The 18,603-nt window shown below is 41.7% G+C and carries 15 protein-coding genes; 8 read left to right on the top strand and 7 right to left on the bottom strand.

Annotated features, from left to right (window positions below; translation table 11 throughout):
• Window positions 1–123 precede the first annotated feature (123 nt).
• Together FNH22_RS27020 and FNH22_RS27015 are read left to right on the top strand one after the other, a co-directional pair.
• Window positions 124–2,931, top strand: coding sequence for a TonB-dependent receptor (locus FNH22_RS27020; protein ID WP_143401642.1), 2,808 nt, complete (start codon window positions 124–126; stop codon window positions 2,929–2,931).
• Window positions 2,932–2,949: 18 nt separating this feature from the next.
• Window positions 2,950–4,518, top strand: coding sequence for a hypothetical protein (locus FNH22_RS27015; RefSeq protein WP_143401641.1), 1,569 nt, complete (start codon window positions 2,950–2,952; stop codon window positions 4,516–4,518).
• 343 nt (window positions 4,519–4,861) lie between these two features.
• Here FNH22_RS27015 and FNH22_RS27010 read toward each other — a convergent pair whose 3' ends face one another.
• From FNH22_RS27010 to FNH22_RS26995, 4 genes are read right to left on the bottom strand one after another with little or no spacing between them, the layout of a single operon-like run.
• Window positions 4,862–6,148 (bottom strand): NupC/NupG family nucleoside CNT transporter, encoded by a 1,287-nt coding sequence (locus FNH22_RS27010; protein WP_143401640.1) that lies wholly within the window; start codon window positions 6,146–6,148, stop codon window positions 4,862–4,864.
• Window positions 6,149–6,167: 19 nt separating this feature from the next.
• Window positions 6,168–6,767 carry a bifunctional nuclease family protein gene (locus tag FNH22_RS27005; protein ID WP_143401639.1) on the bottom strand — a complete coding sequence of 200 codons (600 nt, stop codon included), beginning with the start codon at window positions 6,765–6,767 and terminating at the stop codon, window positions 6,168–6,170.
• A 4-nt stretch (window positions 6,768–6,771) separates the two neighbouring features.
• Complete coding sequence (locus tag FNH22_RS27000; RefSeq protein WP_143401638.1) at window positions 6,772–7,728, bottom strand: electron transfer flavoprotein subunit alpha/FixB family protein; 957 nt, start codon at window positions 7,726–7,728, stop codon at window positions 6,772–6,774.
• 27 nt (window positions 7,729–7,755) lie between these two features.
• Window positions 7,756–8,493, bottom strand: coding sequence for an electron transfer flavoprotein subunit beta/FixA family protein (locus tag FNH22_RS26995; RefSeq protein ID WP_143401637.1), 738 nt, complete (start codon window positions 8,491–8,493; stop codon window positions 7,756–7,758).
• Window positions 8,494–8,556: 63 nt separating this feature from the next.
• Here FNH22_RS26995 and FNH22_RS26990 point away from each other — a divergent pair, with 63 nt between their 5' ends.
• Window positions 8,557–8,904 (top strand): tetratricopeptide repeat protein, encoded by a 348-nt coding sequence (locus tag FNH22_RS26990; protein WP_255518170.1) that lies wholly within the window; start codon window positions 8,557–8,559, stop codon window positions 8,902–8,904.
• A gap of 131 nt (window positions 8,905–9,035) precedes the next feature.
• On the opposite strand, the gene FNH22_RS26985 is transcribed toward FNH22_RS26990, so the two are convergent.
• Complete coding sequence (locus FNH22_RS26985) at window positions 9,036–10,025, bottom strand: zinc-binding dehydrogenase (protein ID WP_143401636.1); 990 nt, start codon at window positions 10,023–10,025, stop codon at window positions 9,036–9,038.
• A 249-nt stretch (window positions 10,026–10,274) separates the two neighbouring features.
• Complete coding sequence (gene dnaB, locus FNH22_RS26980) at window positions 10,275–11,849, bottom strand: replicative DNA helicase (RefSeq protein WP_143401635.1); 1,575 nt, start codon at window positions 11,847–11,849, stop codon at window positions 10,275–10,277.
• 313 nt (window positions 11,850–12,162) lie between these two features.
• Between dnaB and murC the strand changes: the two genes are divergently transcribed.
• Window positions 12,163–13,530 carry a UDP-N-acetylmuramate--L-alanine ligase gene (murC, locus tag FNH22_RS26975; protein ID WP_143401634.1) on the top strand — a complete coding sequence of 456 codons (1,368 nt, stop codon included), beginning with the start codon at window positions 12,163–12,165 and terminating at the stop codon, window positions 13,528–13,530.
• A gap of 37 nt (window positions 13,531–13,567) precedes the next feature.
• A complete protein-coding gene (locus FNH22_RS26970; RefSeq protein ID WP_143401633.1) occupies window positions 13,568–14,380 on the top strand; it encodes a 3'-5' exonuclease in 813 nt (270 codons plus the stop codon).
• A gap of 199 nt (window positions 14,381–14,579) precedes the next feature.
• Here the strand turns inward: FNH22_RS26970 and FNH22_RS26965 are convergent, their stop codons facing one another.
• Window positions 14,580–15,377, bottom strand: coding sequence for a M48 family metallopeptidase (locus FNH22_RS26965; protein ID WP_143401632.1), 798 nt, complete (start codon window positions 15,375–15,377; stop codon window positions 14,580–14,582).
• 113 nt (window positions 15,378–15,490) lie between these two features.
• Here FNH22_RS26965 and FNH22_RS26960 point away from each other — a divergent pair, with 113 nt between their 5' ends.
• The 3 genes from FNH22_RS26960 to bcp are packed head-to-tail and all read left to right on the top strand — an operon-like array spanning window position 15,491 to window position 18,451.
• Entirely contained in the window at window positions 15,491–16,102 is a 612-nt protein-coding gene (locus FNH22_RS26960; RefSeq protein ID WP_143401631.1) for a fumarylacetoacetate hydrolase family protein, read from the top strand.
• Window positions 16,089–17,999, top strand: coding sequence for a M23 family metallopeptidase (locus FNH22_RS26955; RefSeq protein WP_185154435.1), 1,911 nt, complete (start codon window positions 16,089–16,091; stop codon window positions 17,997–17,999). Before FNH22_RS26960 ends, FNH22_RS26955 begins: the two co-directional genes overlap by 14 nt.
• A gap of 5 nt (window positions 18,000–18,004) precedes the next feature.
• The gene (gene bcp / locus FNH22_RS26950; protein WP_143401629.1) at window positions 18,005–18,451 is read left to right on the top strand and encodes a thioredoxin-dependent thiol peroxidase; all 447 of its coding nucleotides are present in this window, start codon (window positions 18,005–18,007) and stop codon (window positions 18,449–18,451) included.
• Window positions 18,452–18,603 lie beyond the last annotated feature (152 nt).

Genomic DNA, 18,603 nt, shown 5'->3' with positions numbered 1-18,603 from the left:
AATGCAAACGTTTCCATAAATCTGGAAAGAAAAAGTATGCATGCCTACTAAATATTGTAAAATTCTCGTAGATTCATAGATTATTGACAATTTTAAGACTTAAACCAAATCAAACTCCACACTATGAAGAAGATATCTACTTATGTAGCTTTCGTGCTACTGGGTTGGTGTAGTTCCATAGGGCTTGTTCATGCCCAGGGTACATCCATCTCAGGTAAGGTCATCAACGAAAGTAACAACGAAACACTGGCCGGAGTCAATATTGTTGTTAAAGGCAAAGTAGTTGGCACTATATCCAGCGCAACGGGAGACTTTAAACTGTCCGTGGACCAGGCCCCTCCCCTAACCTTGGTTTTTTCATTTATAGGCTTTGAAACACAGGAACTGGAGATTACCAATAGTGCAACCACCGGTCTGGAAATTGCTATGACAGAACAATCGCTGTTAGGTCAGGAGGTAGTGGTTTCAGCTTCCAGAGTGGAAGAAAACATTTTGGAATCACCGGTTTCCATTGAAAAGATGGATATCCGGGCCATCCGGGAAGCAGCCGCACCCAACTTTTATGACCAGATCAAGTCGCTGAAAGGTATTGACGTAAGTACCCAAAGTCTTACATTTAACTCGATCAATATACGCGGTTTCGGCGCCAATGGTAATACACGATCGGTCCAATTGATCGATGGTATAGACAACCAGGCCCCGGGACTAAATTTCCCGGTTGGAAACATTGTAGGTATAAGTGATGTAGACTTGGAAAGTGTGGAAATACTGCCCGGAGCGGCTTCAGCACTTTATGGCCCTAACGCTATTCAGGGAATTGTTCTTATGAATAGTAAAAGCCCTTTTGACTATCAGGGGTTGACGGTTCAGGCCCAATTAGGTGTAAACCATGTAGATGAAGAAGATGATGATATGTCCCTATACAATAGCTACCAATTAAGATATGCCAAGGCCTTCAATAACAAATTTGCCTTTAAAGTGACGGCAAGTTGGCTTAATGCCCAGGATTGGAGGTCTGTAGATTATAGAGATCAATCAGGCATTGTGGAAAGGAGTGTAGAGTTTGACCCTACAGTGGATGGTTATAGAGATAATGTCACCACCTACAATGGCGTAAGTGTCTATGGAGACAATGTTTTAAACATAGGTGCTCTGGGGCAGGGAAGCAGTGCAGAAGCATTACTTCCTACAGATGCTCGAGGTAATTTTAGTGTTAGAGGTTTTACTGAAAGTGAATTGGTTGATAATGAAACAGAAAGTTTAAAACTTGGAGGTGCACTTCACTATAGGATCAATGATGAAATAGAAGCATTGGTTCAATATAATATAGGATTCGGAAGTACAGTTTATACTGCCAATGACAGATTCGTATTGGATGACTTCTCCATTTGGACAGGTAAGGCGGAAGTGAGAGGTAGTAATTTCTTTGTTCGGGCCTACACCACACGAGAGGATGCAGGTGACAGTTATGCTGCCAACACCCTTGCCACATTACTCAATATACAGACATCTATTCCAGCCTATATTCAAGGCTTTGCAGGTGCCAGGCTTTTGGGAGCGTCAATAGATCAGGCTCATGCAACTGCCTTTCAGGCCTCTGAAGCAGCCCGACTAGAAGTTGGCTCTGCAGAATACAACGAAGCATTTGATCAACTCAGGAATACTCCCATCTCTCAGGGTGGGGCACAGTTTCTGGACGAAACCAGTTTAAATCATTTTGAAGGCATGTATAATTTCTCTAATCAAATTGATTGGGCTGAAATTGTTGTCGGCGCTAACTTCAGGCAGTATAACTTGAAATCCGGTGGAACACTATTTGCATTGGAAAATATTGATAGAGGCGATGAGTTTTCTATCACTGAATGGGGTAGTTACGCTCAGATTACAAAAAAACTCTTAGATGACAGACTAGACCTGACCGGTTCTATTCGCTATGATAAAAACGAGAATTTCGAAGGTCAGTTCTCTCCCAGAATATCAGGGGTATTCACTGCTGCCGGAAGACATAATTTCAGAGCGTCTTTTCAACGTGGCTTCCGCATACCGACTACCCAAGATCAATTTATCAATCTGGACGTAACAACCAGAAGACTAGTAGGGAGTAACTCAGCCTTAGTAGACCAATTCAACTTCCGGACCAATACGGTATATACAACTGAAAGTGTAAATGCCGCTAGAGCATCAGGAAATGTAAATGACCTGGTGATATGGGATGATTTTGACTTCGAAACTGAAAAAGTAAACACATATGAGGTTGGCTATAAAGGCCTGATCAACGATAGGGTTTTGGTAGACGCATATTACTATTTCAGCAGATACAACGACTTTATTACAGAGGTAGACTTCTCTCATGCCAGACGGTTTGCCGATCCGGACTTTGAACCTTCACCAGGCCAAACACCTTTATATGATGGTGCACCTGCCACACCACAAGAAATTACAGATGCTTCTGTACCACTTCAAAGGTATGGTTTTGACGTGAATTCAGACGAGCAAATCGACGTGCAAGGGTTTGCCATAGGGGTTGAATATGCATTGCCAAAAGGATATTCTCTGGGTGGTAACTTTTCCTACAATAAATTATTAGATGAAGATAAACTCGAAGAACAAGGGTTGGAAGTACAATTCAATACACCTGAAACACGTTTCAATCTGTCCTTTTCCAATAGAAAAGTTACAGATAAATTAGGCTTTAATGTCACCTATCGCTGGCAAGATGCCTTCTTATGGTCATCCGCCATTGGAACAGGTGTGATACCTGCATTTGGAACACTCGACGCACAAGTCAGCTACAAAATCCCTGATTTGAAGTCCATCGTTAAGTTAGGAGGATCTAACGTTCTTAATGAACGTTATACTACTTCCTTTGCTAATCCGAGAATTGGGGCATTATACTATATTTCCATCACCTTCGATGAATTTTTAAACTAATTCAAACCTTGTACTGAAATGAAAAAAATATATTACATACTCATACTTGCGGCTGTTAGTTTAGCATTCAATGCATGTGACTCAGAAGAGGACCTAATAGACGAACGAAAAGCAGATAACCCATTACCTGGGGAAGAAATTCCGACAGGGGAGTCTGGTGCTGCTGACTTTACGACTTATGTTTCCATAGGTAATTCACTGACAGCAGGATTTATGGATAATGCACTCTATACGGATGGACAGCAAAACTCCTTCCCGAATATCTTAGCCGGTCAGTTTCGTGTTGAGGGAGTGGGTGGTGGAGCATTCAATCAACCTGATATTAATTCTAACAATGGTTTTAACAGTGCTTTTTCTGACTTGGGCATGGGCCTTATCCGGGGACGATTGGTACTGGATTTAGACCTCGATAATGACCCCAGCACATCAGACGCTGGCCCAAAAGCACTGGAGGATGGCGAACTTCCTACACCTTTCACTGGTGATAAAGGTACTTTAAATAATTTTGGAGTACCTGGTGTTTTATTAGGCCAGGTACTTTCTCCGGCAACTGGCGGACCTGCCGAAGGAAATCCGTTATACAACGGTTTATATGCCAGGTTTGCTTCCAATCCAGGTGTTTCTACCATCCTAGGTGACGCCATCACCCGGCAGCCTACTTTTTTTACACTTTGGATAGGTAACAATGATGTACTGGGTTATGCGATTTCCGGTGCATCAAATGAAGCAATTTTTACTTCTCCGACAGCTTTTGACGCTCAATATGAATCGTTGATCAATACACTACTCTCAAATACTGAAGCAAACGGGATTGTCATCAACATTCCTCCAGTAACAACTATTCCATTTTTTCAGGCAGTACCTCGGGTCGTATCCGTCCCTGAAGCTTCCAGAGCTGAATTAAGCGCTGGACTTACACAGTTAAACACCGCGATCAATGGTTGGAATATGGGAGTACAGGCAAACCCTGGTTTAAGTGATGAACAAAAAGCAGCTCTATTAAGACCAACTCTTAATACGGACCTTGATAATTATCCTCTGGTAATAGAGGACCTCAGCCTGTCTGATGCAGCAGTACCGATTGACGATATGGGTAACATGCTGGTCATTCCTAAAGTGCGGAACATAGACCCAACACCTGGAACCGGTGAACTTCTTCCTTTTCCTGCTTCACAAGAAATCCCTAAAGGCACAGGTATCTCTCCTGCCACCCCTTTGGGTGATGAATTCGTTTTAACTAAAGAAGAAATTACGACAATTACAGAAAGAGCTATCGCCTTCAATACTACCATTGCAACCTTAGTAGCACAGAATAGCGATCGATTAAAACTGTATGATATTAACCCACTATTCTTAGACCTGGTAGGTCTTAGTGATGGAGAAGTAGGAATTGTGGTTGACGGAATTCCACACTCTCCTGATTTTAGACCTAGTGGTGTTTTTTCTACTGATGGAGTACATATTAACCCAAGAGGCAATGCTATAGTAACCAATGAATTGATCGATTTGATTAACCGTGAATTTGGAGCTAGCATACCAAAAGTAGATATACAAACCTACAGGACAGTGCTGATATCTACTGACTAAATAAACACTAATCATATCTTGTTTGAAAGAGGCTTTCTCATCACAAAGCCTCTTTTTTTTAATTCCTAGCTGAATAAGATATCAATGCAGGGATGTAAAACATGTTTTGCAACTCCTTCATTTCATCACCTGAATTCCAATTTTGTTGATGAACCAATAGTATCTGGACATCACTTAAACAATTGCAGTGATTATTGTTCATGTGGGTAATAACTGTTCGTAATGAATATAGCCAGAAAGCTGTATGACTCGATTCTTAAAGTACACCCAAGCGTATCAAATTACCACATTATAAAAGATAAAGTAGTATAACTATTCTTTTCGCCACAAGTTAAACTTGAAGTCATCCAAACAGAGCCCCGGCAATAGTAGCCGTCATCATGGTAGCCAAGGTAGCTGCCAGTAATGCTCTAAACCCAAGCCGTGAGAGGTCACCTTGCCTACTGGGAGCCATACCTCCTATTCCACCTATCTGGATGGCGATGGAGCTGAAGTTAGCAAAACCGCATAAGGCATATGTTGAAATGACAATGGCCTTTTCTCCCAGCACACCGGCCTGCTTAAATTCTGCCAGGCTCAGGTAAGCCACAAACTCATTGACCACGATCTTTTGTCCTAACAAGCTACCTACCTTGATAGCTTCTGACCACTCCACACCCATTACGAAGGCAAACAGGCGAAATATCTGACCTAGAATATATTCAAGTGAAAATCCTTCAAATACTCCATGGGTACTTTCCCTTACATAGGCATTTAGTCCGGTCCAGGAACCTATACCATCTACCAATATCCAGTTAAGTGCAAAAATCACAGCAATGAACGCCAGTAACATCGCTCCAATATTGAGGGCTAACTTAAGCCCGTCTGCCGCTCCCCTGGCCAGCGCATCAATAAGATTTACGCCAAGTGAATCTTTCGTTACCTTAAGCTCTGTATCTATTTCATCCTGCCTGGTCTCCGGCAGAATGATCTTAGCCAGTACTATGGCAGCCGGAGCGTTCATAATAGAAGCGCTGAGTAGATAGGCAGCATACTTGGCCCTTTCTACAGGATCATCACCACCCAGAAACGCTACGTAGCCTGCTAAAACACCACCTGCTATGGTAGCCATACCACCCGTCATAAGGCACATTAACTCTGAGGTGGTCATGTTCTTCACAAACGGACGCACGAGTAATGGCGCCTCCGTCTGTCCTAAAAAAATATTACCTGCGGCGGAAAGGCTCTCTGCCCCGCTTAACCTCATTGTACGAGCCATAAGCCACGCTATACCAAAAACGATCTTTTGTAAAACACCCAGGTAATAAAGACCCGCAGAAACCGTTGAGAAAAAAATCACGGTTGGCAACACCTGAAAGGCGAATATAAATCCAAGCTTGTTGGTAGCCAGATCACCAAATAGAAACTTGGCGCCATCTGTTGAGAAACTAAGGAATTTAACAAACTTTTCACTGATAAAATCAAAGCCTGAGGCTACGAAACTTACTTTCGTGATAAGGAGGGCAAATATGATCTGTAAACCAAGGCCCACCAAAACCAATCGCCAGTCTACCTTTTTCTTATTCGCAGAGAACAGATAGGCGACCCCTACTAAAAAGGCCAGACCGATTATCCCTCTGATATAATCCATTGATTCTGATAACCAGGGGCTAGTTGCGCCTGCTCAGTTCGTCTCTGATTTTAGCGGCTTTTTCATAATCCTCATTATCAATCGCATCTTTCAGAAGCTCATTAAGCTTATCTACTGATTGGTTTTTGAGATCATCCGCTTTCTTCTTAGTCGGGGCTTGCTCGGTTTTTACCTCACTTTTTAATTCGGCAATTTCATCTTCATTTTCATCTGTAAGTACAATCCCTGCTTCGGCTAATATTGCTTCATAGGTATAAATTGGTGAGTCAAACCTCAACCCTATGGCTATAGCATCTGACGGACGAGCATCTACCTCAATCGTTTTGTCACCGTTATTACAGATAATCTTGGCAAAAAACACTCCTTCTTTCAAATCAGAGATTATGATCTCCTCCACTTTATAGTCAAAACTATGCGCAAACGATTTGAAAAGATCATGGGTCATCGGCCGGTTAGGTATGATCTTCTCAATTTCAATAGCGATAGCTTGAGCTTCAAACATGCCTATGATGATGGGTAAACGACGATTACCTTCGGTTTCTCCTAATACCAATGCAAACGAACCAGATTGTGATTGACTCGATGAAAGGCCTAATATTTCTAGCTTTATCTTCTCCACGGATTTACTGTGCTGCCTTCAAGGCTTCTGTTAGTTTAGGGATTACCTCGAATGCATCTCCCGCTATACCGTAGTCGGCGGCCTTAAAGAAAGGAGCTTCGGGGTCCTTGTTAACTACTACTATATATTTTGAACTATTCACTCCGGCTAAATGCTGTATCGCCCCTGAAATTCCAACAGCAATATACAACTGCGGACTTACTTTAACACCAGTTTGCCCAACATGTTCATGATGTGGCCTCCATCCGATGTCAGAAACGGGCTTACTACATCCTGTCGCCGCTCCCAACGTTGAAGCAAGCTCTTCTATCATACCCCAGTTTTCAGGGCCTTTTAATCCCCTGCCTCCTGAAACAACGATCTCTGCTTCCGGTAGGAGCACCTCTCCGGTCGCTTTGTCTACACCTGTAATGTTTGCCCCAAAATCAGCATCTCCAAGCTCAGGAGTAAAAGCCTCAACAGAAGCAGTTCCTCCCACTTCTTTCGCTTCGGCAGCATTCTTTTTGATGGCAAGTATTTTTTTTCCCTTGGTAAGCTCAACCACTGCGAAAGCTTTTCCGGTATAAATACTTCGTTTTACTTTGAATCCAACAGACGTATCCGGCAGCTCTGTTACATTGGATACCAGGCTGGCATTCTGTTTTATGGCAACTCTGGCTGACACAGGGTTACCCAGGGAAGAGTTAGCCAGCACAAGTGTATCAGCCGATGCCTTATCCATAGCCTGACTAATTGCACTTGCATACGCCTGTATCACACCTTCATTTAAACGTTCATCCGCTACATGTAATACGCTCTTGGCACCATAGTTACCTAGCGCCTCTAATGCTGCCGGGGCAGTCTCTGACCCCAGTGCTAATGCCACGACTTCCCCTCCCATACCGGAAGCATAAGCTATGGCTTCTAATGAGGTTTTCTTAATTTTTCCGTCCGCACTTTCTACAAAAACAAGTGTTGCCATTTCTAATGTTTTAAATCTTACCCTAAATTAAATTACTTTCGCCTCATTTTTCAAAAGACCGACCAACTCGGAAACATTGTCCAGGTCAATCATTTTAACAGCTCCCTTAGCAGGAGGAAGCTCAAAATTCTCCAGCTGGGTACCTGTTTCGTTATCCACTGGTTCAATGACATTCAAAGGCTTCGTCCTTGCCGACATGATCCCTCGCATATTCGGTATTTTCCATTCTGCAATAGGCTCCTGACATCCAGCCACAAAAGGCATTTTAACTTCTATGTATTCTTTACCCCCCTCTATTTCTCTTGACATTTTGGCACTATCGCCTTCTATATCCAGTGTCATTACGGGAGAGATGGACGGTATCCCAAGTATCTCACCGACCATACCATGAACCATACCACCATTGAAGTCGATGGATTCTCTGCCCATCAATATCAGATCGTATCCACCTTCTTTAGCCTGTGCGGCAATTTGCTTAGCTACGAAAAGAGAGTCTGCAGGTTCCGCATTTACCCGAATGGCATCATCAGCTCCTATGGCCAAAGCTTTTCTAATGGTAGGCTCTGTTTCCGCTTCTCCAACATTCAATACAGTGATCGATCCCCCTAACTGCTCTTTTAATTCCACCGCTCTTGCCAATGCATAATCGTCATAAGGCCCTATAATGTATTGAACCCCATTAGAATCAAATTTCTTATCGCCATCTGTGAATGCTATCCGAGAAGTAGTATCAGGGACATGCGTGATACAAACTAATATCTTCATTAAATAAAAAAGGTTAAAAAACTTCTAATAATCAGATTATTTTTGCCGTGAAGATAATGAATAATGGAGCAAATAAAAATTGTATCTCAGATGAATTCGCAACGCTTAAGCCTTCTTTTAGAGTACCTTAAAAACGACCCAAATGACCCTTTCAACCTGTATGCAATTGCTACCGAATATAGGACAAATTCTCCTGAAAAAGCGCAACAGTATTATGAACAACTCCTGGAGCAACACCCGGAATATTTACCTACTTATTATCATTGTGCAAACCTCTATATTGAGCTTGACAGGGACGATGAAGCTGAAAGCACTTTCAAAAAAGGGATACAACTGGCCAGGGCCCAAGGTAATTCACTCGCCTTACGTGAATTGCAAAATGCCTATAATGAATTTCTATTTGATGATTAAATAAGGGCAAGACACCTACCTCATACAAAGCGGTTACTTATGGCAAAACATCATTTTTAAAATACTAAAATTTTTAGTATTTTAAAATATATATAATTTAATATCAGGAAGTTACATACCAATACTTATAGTTACAATTCAATTACTAATTTCCCAAGTTTCGAATTATTTGCCATGTCATCAAATGCCGAAATTATTTCGTCAAACGGGCGGGCCGAGTCTATTAATGGCTTTATTTTTTTATCTTCAATAAAGTCCAGCATCTTTTCATACTCCTGATCACTTCCCATGGTAGAGCCTTGTAACGTGATCTGATTCCAGAACATTCGATAGAGGTCCAGGTTAGCAGGTAACCCATTGGTAGCACCATAAAAAACAATCCGCCCCGCCGGACGCATCATTTTAATGAACTGGTTGATCTGATCTCCTCCTGCACTGTCAATGACCAGGTCAAAGCCTCCCCGTGTTTGCCATAGGTTTTTATTCCACTCCTCGTTATAATTAAAGCTCCCGACAGCCCCCATGTCTAAAGCTCTTTTAAGTTTTTCTTCATTACTCGAACTGACATAGACCCTTGCACCCTCTGCCACTGCAAATTGAAATGCAAACTGCGCTACTCCACCACCAAAACCGGAAATCAAAACGTTTTTGTCAGCGGTGATATGACCATGATGAAAGCAGGCCCTGTAAGCCGTTAGCCCTGCGAGCGGAAATGCAGCAGCTTCCGTCAAATTAAGATAGCCGGGCTTTTCATAAATACGACTTTCCTCCACCGCCACATATTCCGCAAAAGTCCCGTCATCAGGCTGCCCGAGAATAGAATATTCACGTGATTGTACCTCCGGATTATCTCCCCATTTGATGTTAGGGTTGATCATAACTGTCTTCCCTATCCACGAGGTGTCCACCTCATCACCCACTGATTCCACCATACCCACAGCATCGGAACCGAGTGTAGTACCCACCTTAATCCCAGGGTACTTTCCTTCCCGAATAAACTGGTCTCTTTTATTCAACGCTGCTGCTAAAACCTTAACCAATACCTGTCCGGTTTTTAACGTAGGTTTTGGCTTATCAACAATCTCAATTTTACCTTTTTCAACGAGGGATAATGCTTTCAAGATCTTTGCTTTTAATTGTTTAAACTACTCTTCAATAAAAATAAAGAAACTTACTTAGCCTATCTAGCAATATACATTACGTCTTGAAGTATTTTTTTAATTGATATTTTATAAAAATATGATTATCAAATAATTGAATACCACAAACAATGCTAATGACACTTCAGACATGATAAGTATCAGGACTTTGTGTCATTCCCTGATACCTGAAAATAGTTTATAGTAAAGAAAACAGGCTTTCCTGTATAATTAAAAAGGTGCGTCCTCATCATCTTCCGGACTACTTTGTCCAAATCCGGCATCAGGTGTACCTTGCTCGCTCTCATTGAGCTTACTTCCTAACGTAATGGTACCGGTATCATCAAACTCTGATGGAATACCTCCTCCGGATGGAAACTCTCCTCCTGAAAAGCCCATCGTATCCAAATCACTGAATTTAGTGAATTTACCTATGAATTTAAGCGCCACATTCTCCAGAGAGCCATTTCTATGTTTAGCGATGATCACCTCACCCACTCCTTGTGTGGGCATACCGCTTTCATCTTCAGTGATACCATAATATTCCGGCCGGTACAGGAACATTACCATATCTGCGTCCTGTTCAATGGAACCCGATTCTCTAAGATCGGATAGCTGTGGACGTTTATCTCCCCCCCTGGTTTCCACGGCACGACTCAACTGCGAAAGTGCGATGACAGGTACATCTAACTCTTTTGCTATACCCTTCAAGGCTCGGGAAATGGAAGCAATTTCCTGCTCCCGGTTACCCGCTCCTTTGGAAGAATCACCCGACATAAGCTGCAAGTAGTCAATCACGATCAGCTGCACATCATGTTGTGCTTTTAATCGACGGCATTTAGCTCGTAACTCCAAAATGGTAAGCGCCGGAGTATCATCAATGAAGATCGGCGCGTTGCTCAACCGATTTGTTTTGTGGATAAGTTGCTGCCATTCGTACTCAGCCAGGTTTCCTTTTTTGATTTTCTCACTTTCCAACTCAGCTTCGGCAGAAATCAACCTGTTCACCAGCTGTACGGATGACATCTCCAATGAAAATATAGCAACGGCATGATTGAAGTCTACCGCTGCATTACGTAAGGCAGAAACCACAAAGGCTGTTTTACCCATACCAGGACGGGCCGCTATAATGACAAGATCTGATTTTTGCCACCCTGAGGTAACTCGGTCCAGTGCTGTAAAACCGCTTGGCACCCCTGTTAATCCATCTTTATGGTTCTTGCGCTCTTCTAACTCTTGAATAGCCTGCGCCATTAACGAACGCATGTTGTCGTAATTCTTACGGATGTTCGCTTCAGATATCTCGAAAAGCGCTGACTCCGTTTTATCCAGCAGGTTAAAGACATCAGTGGTATCTTCGTAGGCATCATGATGTATTTCTGAAGCTACACGAATAAGTTCACGCTTGATCGCCATCTCCGTCACAATACGCGCATGGTACTCAATATTGGCAGCAGAGCTCACTTTTGAGGTTAATTCAGCAATATAGTAAGCACCACCGGTAAATTCCAGCTGACCATTTTTACGGAGTTTTGCCGCTACGGTCCGCATATCTACCGGCTCTGAATTATTAAAAAGCTCTACAATAGATCGGTAAATCTCCTGGTGGGCATCTTTATAGAAACTCTCGGGTTTCAGAATATCGATAACGGTAGAAAGTGCATCTTTTTCAAGCATGAGCGCTCCTAACACCGCTTCTTCCAAATCAAGCGCCTGGGGTGGGACTTTACCTAGTCCCTCCGTTAATTCTTTATGTAATCTGTTCGACTTATGACCAACTCGCAAAGGCGCTGATTTATTTTCCATAGGGCAATCTCTCGGTACTACTTCTCAATCAATTTCCAAACCTAAAAAGAAATTCATGTACAATAAAATCCTGTGTATTACACCGGTATCTGCAGTGTTGTTTACAGAAACTAACGCTGGCTGTTGATACTACCAAAAAACACCAGAACCCGCTACTCTTTTCCACATTTTTCATAAAAGTCATGTGACTCAATTGTTGAAAAATAGAAATGATATCAACAAAAAAATATGTTATCCACATATATATCAACAATCAAAGTACGAATTAAATTTTACTTTTTTTCCAGTATTTTTGGCGCGCAAAATCAGCATCATGGACAACAGACCTCAGCACATTCATTTCATAGCTATTGGCGGTAGCATTATGCACAACCTGGCAATTGCACTGCATCATAAAGGGCATATAGTAACGGGCTCAGACGACGAGTTGTTTGAACCTTCAAAATCAAAATTAGAAGCTGTAGGGTTGTTACCTCCTGAAAACGGTTGGCATCCGGACAAAGTACATGATCAACTGGATGCTATCATATTAGGGATGCACGCCCGAAAGGATAATCCCGAACTGCTCAAAGCACAGAAATTAGGCCTAAAGATCTACTCTTTCCCTGAATTCATATACGAGCAGTCTCTGGATAAACATAGAGTGGTCATTGCCGGAAGCCATGGTAAAACTACCATAACCTCTATGATCATGCACGTATTAAACTACTTTGGCAGAAAGTTTGACTATGCTGTCGGTGCATCTATTCAAGGGTTTAACACTATGGTGCAATTATCTGACGCTCCTTTGATCATCATAGAAGGTGACGAATATTTGTCCTCTCCTATTGACCCGACACCTAAGTTCCTTAAATACCATCATCACATCGGGTTGATCTCTGGTGTGGCCTGGGACCACGTCAACGTATTTCCATCCGAGGATGAATACGTCAAACAATTCGATGCTTTTGCTGATGCCACTCCAAAAGCAGGTGCCATCGTTTATTGTGAAGAAGATGCAATGACCTCCCTGATAGGTAGTAAAGAGCGTACCGATGTGAGCGGGTTACCTTATAAAACCCATCCACATATTATCGAAAATGGTGTTACTTATTTACTACATGATGACATGAACATTCCATTGAAAGTGTTTGGTCAGCATAACTTGCAAAACATTAGCGGAGCTATGGCGGTGCTATCTAAAATTGGCATTCGAACGGATCAATTCTATGAAGCAATATCAAATTTTGAAGGGGCTTCAAAAAGGATGGAACTGGTAAAAGAAAATGAGGACTCCATCCTGTTTAAAGACTATGCACACTCCCCTTCCAAAGTAAAAGCTACCACGAGAGCGTTACGCGATCAATATCCGGAACGGGACCTGGTGGCATGTCTGGAATTGCATACTTTCAGTAGTTTGACCAAAGACTTTTTAAGTGAATACAAAGGTACTATGAGAGCATCTTATCGCCCTGTAGTCTATTTTAACCCGGACACTTTGACCCACAAGGGATTGGCACCTATTTCTAAAGAAGACATTACCATTGCTTTTGATGAACGTCATTTAAAAGTATTTGATGACAGAGAAGCACTTATTGGCTATCTTAAAGATCAAAACTGGAAAGACAAAAACCTGCTTATGATGTCATCAGGTACTTTTGACAATCTGGACTTTGATGAACTCAAGCATATAATTGATTAAACAACACCCGTTCTAACCTGGCTTAAAAAAACCTATCATGCAACTAAATTTACGAAATCCGCTTACCGTTTTCGACCTGGAAACTACAGGTACTAACATTGTAAAAGATCGGATAGTAGAAATATCCGTAGTGAAATTAATGCCTAATGGCGAGCAAATCGTAAAAACAAATAAGGTCAACCCAACCGTTCCCATACCTTTAGAAACCAGCCTGATCCATGGTATTTATGATGACGATATAAAGGATGCCCCAACCTTCAAAAACGTGGCCAAGAGCCTGGCCAAATTTCTGGAGGGCTCAGACCTGGCAGGCTTTAATGTACTAAAGTTTGACATTCCTCTCCTGGTCGAAGAGTTTCTTCGGGCTGGAGTAGAATTTGATGTATCCAAGCGAAAAGTAGTTGATGCTCAAAAGATATTTCATATGATGGAAAAACGGACGCTTTCAGCTGCTTACAAATTTTATTGTGATAAAACACTCGATGATGCACACAGTGCGGAAGCCGACACACTCGCTACAGCCGAAGTGCTTAAAGCGCAGGTTGTACGTTACGATGGTCAGGAGGTCTTTGATAACTTAGGGAAAAAAGTGGGAGTAGTAGCCAATGATATAGAAAGCCTTCACAAACTTACTGCTTCTAACATGGTAGATCTGGCAGGCAGGATCATGCTAAATAATCAGGGGGAAGCTGTCTTCAATTTTGGGAAACATCGCCATAAGCCCGTAGCTGAAGTACTCAAAAAAGAACCCAGTTACTACGACTGGATGATGAATGGTGATTTTCCCCAGGATACTAAACGACGGCTAACTGAAATTAAGTTAAAAGCTTTATCCAACCTGGGAGGGTAAGAGCATAGAGGAAAGGGCATAGTGCCTAGCGTATCAGGTACTGAGACCGGACACGGGAGATTGATATCATAGTCATCCAAAGTAAAGTATGAACGAAAGACAGACTAAAACCTCAAAATTTCGTGGTTTACGCTCATTTGAGGTTTGTATTGTCAGAGAAGGCCAGGTTAGCTGATCGTTCTGAAGGACGGCCCGTCTGTTATTTCTTCTTATAATATTTCATGGCCTCCGGTATGGCTGCATTGAGGTCCTGTATCCTTGTCTCGGGGTTAGGGTGAGTTGACATAAACTCAGGGGGCCTATCGCCTCCTGCATTGGCCTGCATTCTTGTCCAGAACTCAGGCGCTTCTTTTGGATTATATCCTGCTATTGACATAAAAATGAGCCCTATCTTATCTGCTTCCGACTCATGTGTACGAGAAAATTTTAACATCCCCAATTGAGAACCCACACCTACTGACTGCATAAATACCTGCTGAGTAAGCGTTGGGTTTGAACCCATAGCTGCTCCTACCGTACCTAATCCCAGATTGGTAACCAACCCCTGACTCATACGCTCACGGCCGTGATTGGCAATAGCATGTGCTACTTCATGCCCCATAACAACAGCTACACCATCTCTTGTTTTGCAAATAGGCATAATGCCTGTATAAAACGCCACTTTACCTCCAGGCATACACCAGGCATTAACAGTCTCTGATTCAATTAGATTAAAATCCCAATCATAGCCTTCGAGTTGATCTTGCGCTCCAATCTGCCTCATATATTGTTCAGCAGCTAATTGAATGTCTCTACCTACCTCTTTTATCATAGCAGTCCATTCTTTGTTATCGGAAAGCTTGTTTTCCTTCAATACCTGCGCATACTGATCAAAACTTAACGGCAGTATCTCCGAGTTCGACACCAGGTTAAGTTGTCTTCTACCGGTTACAGGCACTTTCGCACAACCGTACATCATCCCACCTAAAAACAAGAGCATTATGGCTTTTCTAAACATGATTGACTTTTTTTCAGAATTAAACGTAATTCTATTTTAAATAATACAAATCTATAACACTTTTGTGTAACACATTTACTTCATAATAATAAAGTTAACAAAAACCAACCTGCATGAAGATTCTGGCCATCGGTAGGAATTATGTTGAGCATATCCGTGAATTAAATAATGAAAAGCCTTCTGAGCCGGTGATCTTCACCAAGCCTGATACGGCCATTCTCAGAAAGAACAATCCTTTCTATTATCCGGATTTTTCAAAGAACATCCACTATGAAGTTGAATTGGTGATAAAGATCAATCAAAAAGGAAAAAAAATCCGGGAGCAATTCGCACACAAATATTATGATGAAATTGGGATCGGAATAGATTTTACAGCACGCGACTTACAGCAAACAGCAAAGGAAAAGGGACTTCCCTGGGAACTTGCAAAAGGCTTTGACGGTTCAGCGCCTATTTCTGATTTTCAGGATATAAGCAATTTCAAAAATCTCAAAGACCTTAATTTCAGCCTGCTGATAGATGGAGAAATCAGGCAGAAGGGCAATACGGGGCATATGCTTTTCCCGTTCGATCATATTATTTCTTACACATCGAATTTTTTCACTTTAAAAAAGGGAGATTTGATCTTTACAGGTACACCTGCAGGAGTAGGCCCGGTAAAAATTGGCCAGAAACTTGAGGCGTATATTGAAGATGAAAAATTACTGGAGTGTGAGATCAAGTAAAGTTGCCTATTTATTGTTTTTAGTTTGCTTTAATCATGTGGTACTTGGTCAATTAAGTGAAGACCTTGACCTTGCAGAAAATTATTACCTGTTCCCTATCAAACCAGGGGTAAGAAATACGCTTGCCGGCACAATGGGTGAGTTGCGCAGCACGCATTTCCACTCCGGTATCGATATCCGTACCGAAGGGCGTATAGGCCTGGCCGTACATGCGGCAGCAACAGGCTATATTTCAAGAGCATCTATCTCTCCAACAGGCTATGGCAATGCATTGTACATTATGCATCCAAATGGTCAAACAACCGTTTACGCTCATCTGGATAAATTCAAAGGCCCTGTAGCCGATTATGTAAGACAAGAGCAATACCGTAGAAAATCTCCTAAAATCAACCTTTATTTCAGAGCAGGTCAGTTTCCCGTTAACAAAGGAGATACCATTGCACTTTCGGGTAACAGTGGGTCGTCAGGAGGCCCGCATCTGCACTTTGATCTACGGGATAAGTACCAGCGCCCTCTCAATCCGTTAAGTTACGGATTTAGTGAAATACAGGATCATATACCGCCGGTAGCACAGAAAATAGCAGTCAAAACGATGGATATGAATGGGAGAATTGAAGGGCAGTTTGGCAGAAAAGAATATACACTACGCAGAACAGGCAACAATTACGTGTTGGATAGACCAATACATTTATCGGGGTTAATCGGCGTGGAATTATTGGCTCATGATAAGCTGGACAATGCACGCTTCCGATGCGGTATAAACACCATCCAAATGGAGCTGGATGGCGAACGTATATTTCATCAACAAATTGACAAATTCGCTTTCAGTGAGCAGCGTAATATTTTGGCGCACATGAACTATCATGTATTATCCACTACGGGAAATCGATTTCATAAACTTTATATCGATGACGGCAATAAGCTTAAATTCTACACTACGAATAATTTAAAAGGAAAATTAAAGATAGTACCCGGCAGCAAACATGAGCTTAAAATATCCATGAAAGACACTTATGGCAATAATAGCTATATCACCCTACAACTGATAGGAGAAGAAAGGACTGATGTAACTCTCAAAACAGCTCAAAATAAAATACCACTCCAGGTGATTGACAATACACTGATGGTAAGTGCCCGTGTAAAAGATTCATCCCAGCTTATACTTTATGCCCCACAGCCTAAAATCATAGATCAGGCCTATAGTACCGACGCGTCACAGCAGGTTTATCTTTGGGATTTAAGAAAGGGTGTACCCACTAGTATAGAAAAAGGCGACTTTTATAAAAGCCTTAACTTTAAAGACATGATACCATCTGGATCAGCATATACTTTTTATAGTGAAAAAGCTGATATCGAGTTTTACAAAAGATCACTCTTTGATACGATATACCTTAAAGCAGGCTATCGCTATGACTCAACATTACAAAAGGAAGTCTTTGAGATCGGTGATCCGACCAATCCTCTGAGAAGCAATATAAACGTAATACTAAAACCTACACAAAACTACGCTAAACCTGGTAAGGCGGGTGTTTTTGGCATCAGTTCTTCCGGGGAGTTGTTAGGCTTTGCAGGTGGGAGCTGGAACAATGGCAAGATCAGTTTTAAAACCAGGAACTTTGGTCAATATACAATTGCCATGGATACCATACCTCCTATGATAACACCAATAGCTGTCAATGCTAATAGTATTAAATTCAAAATAAACGATGAGTTATCCGGCTTAAAAAAATATGAATGTAGTGTTAATAACACATGGGTACTCATGCATTATGATTACAAAAGATCATTAATATGGTCAGAAAAACTGGACAAGTCAAAGCCATTTACAGGGGAGGTCAAACTAAAAGTCACTGATAATGTTAATAACGTAACTGAATATTCAACTAAAATAGAGTAATAACCATGGCATTAAAAGTAGGTGATGCAGCACCCGATTTCGAGGTAAACGACCAGGACGGTCAATCGGTAAAGCTCTCTGATTACAAAGGAAAAAAAGTAGTGATCTACTTTTACCCAAGAGATAATACCCCAGGCTGTACGGCTGAATCCTGTAATTTAAGAGACAACTACAGCACTTTCCAGGACAAAGGCTACGAAATATTAGGTGTAAGTACTGACAATGAAAAATCACATAAGCGCTTTATAGAAAAGCAAAGTTTACCCTTCAAGCTTTTGGCAGACACAGAAAAGCAGGTGCATGAAAAGTACGGCACCTGGGTAGAAAAATCCATGTATGGAAAAAAATATATGGGTACCGCCAGACAGACCTTTGTAATTGATGAAGAAGGAAAGATCGTTAATATAATAGAAAAAGTAAAAACGAAAGATCACACCGCTCAGATATTATAATGACGTTCTGCGGTTTTGAACTAAGAGGGAGGGTGTCTCAAAAGTCACCTTCTTTTTATGGTAAAGAAAGTAAAGGCCGATAGCGAGAAGCTGTCGGCCTTTTTGATGACTAAGGGTTAACTTAGTGTTGTGTGTACTACTTCAAATCTAGT

The organism is Fulvivirga sp. M361 (assembly GCF_007097395.1).
Classification (GTDB): domain Bacteria; phylum Bacteroidota; class Bacteroidia; order Cytophagales; family Cyclobacteriaceae; genus Fulvivirga.
The sequence above is the reverse complement of the archived record's forward strand: the minus strand, read 5'-3'. Positions and strand labels throughout refer to the sequence as shown.

Excerpts from the sequence above, each read along its gene's own strand:
- FNH22_RS27020 (WP_143401642.1), top strand. The coding sequence starts at position 124 with ATGAAGAAGATATCTACTTATGTAGCTTTCGTGCTACTGGGTTGGTGT.
- FNH22_RS26970 (WP_143401633.1), top strand. The coding sequence starts at position 13,568 with ATGCAACTAAATTTACGAAATCCGCTTACCGTTTTCGACCTGGAAACT.
- FNH22_RS27015 (WP_143401641.1), top strand. The coding sequence starts at position 2,950 with ATGAAAAAAATATATTACATACTCATACTTGCGGCTGTTAGTTTAGCA.
- dnaB (WP_143401635.1), bottom strand. The coding sequence starts at position 11,849 with ATGGAAAATAAATCAGCGCCTTTGCGAGTTGGTCATAAGTCGAACAGA.
- FNH22_RS26990 (WP_255518170.1), top strand. The coding sequence starts at position 8,557 with ATGGAGCAAATAAAAATTGTATCTCAGATGAATTCGCAACGCTTAAGC.
- FNH22_RS27010 (WP_143401640.1), bottom strand. The coding sequence starts at position 6,148 with ATGGATTATATCAGAGGGATAATCGGTCTGGCCTTTTTAGTAGGGGTC.
- FNH22_RS27000 (WP_143401638.1), bottom strand. The coding sequence starts at position 7,728 with ATGGCAACACTTGTTTTTGTAGAAAGTGCGGACGGAAAAATTAAGAAA.
- bcp (WP_143401629.1), top strand. The coding sequence starts at position 18,005 with ATGGCATTAAAAGTAGGTGATGCAGCACCCGATTTCGAGGTAAACGAC.
- FNH22_RS26965 (WP_143401632.1), bottom strand. The coding sequence starts at position 15,377 with ATGTTTAGAAAAGCCATAATGCTCTTGTTTTTAGGTGGGATGATGTAC.
- murC (WP_143401634.1), top strand. The coding sequence starts at position 12,163 with ATGGACAACAGACCTCAGCACATTCATTTCATAGCTATTGGCGGTAGC.
- FNH22_RS26960 (WP_143401631.1), top strand. The coding sequence starts at position 15,491 with ATGAAGATTCTGGCCATCGGTAGGAATTATGTTGAGCATATCCGTGAA.
- FNH22_RS26995 (WP_143401637.1), bottom strand. The coding sequence starts at position 8,493 with ATGAAGATATTAGTTTGTATCACGCATGTCCCTGATACTACTTCTCGG.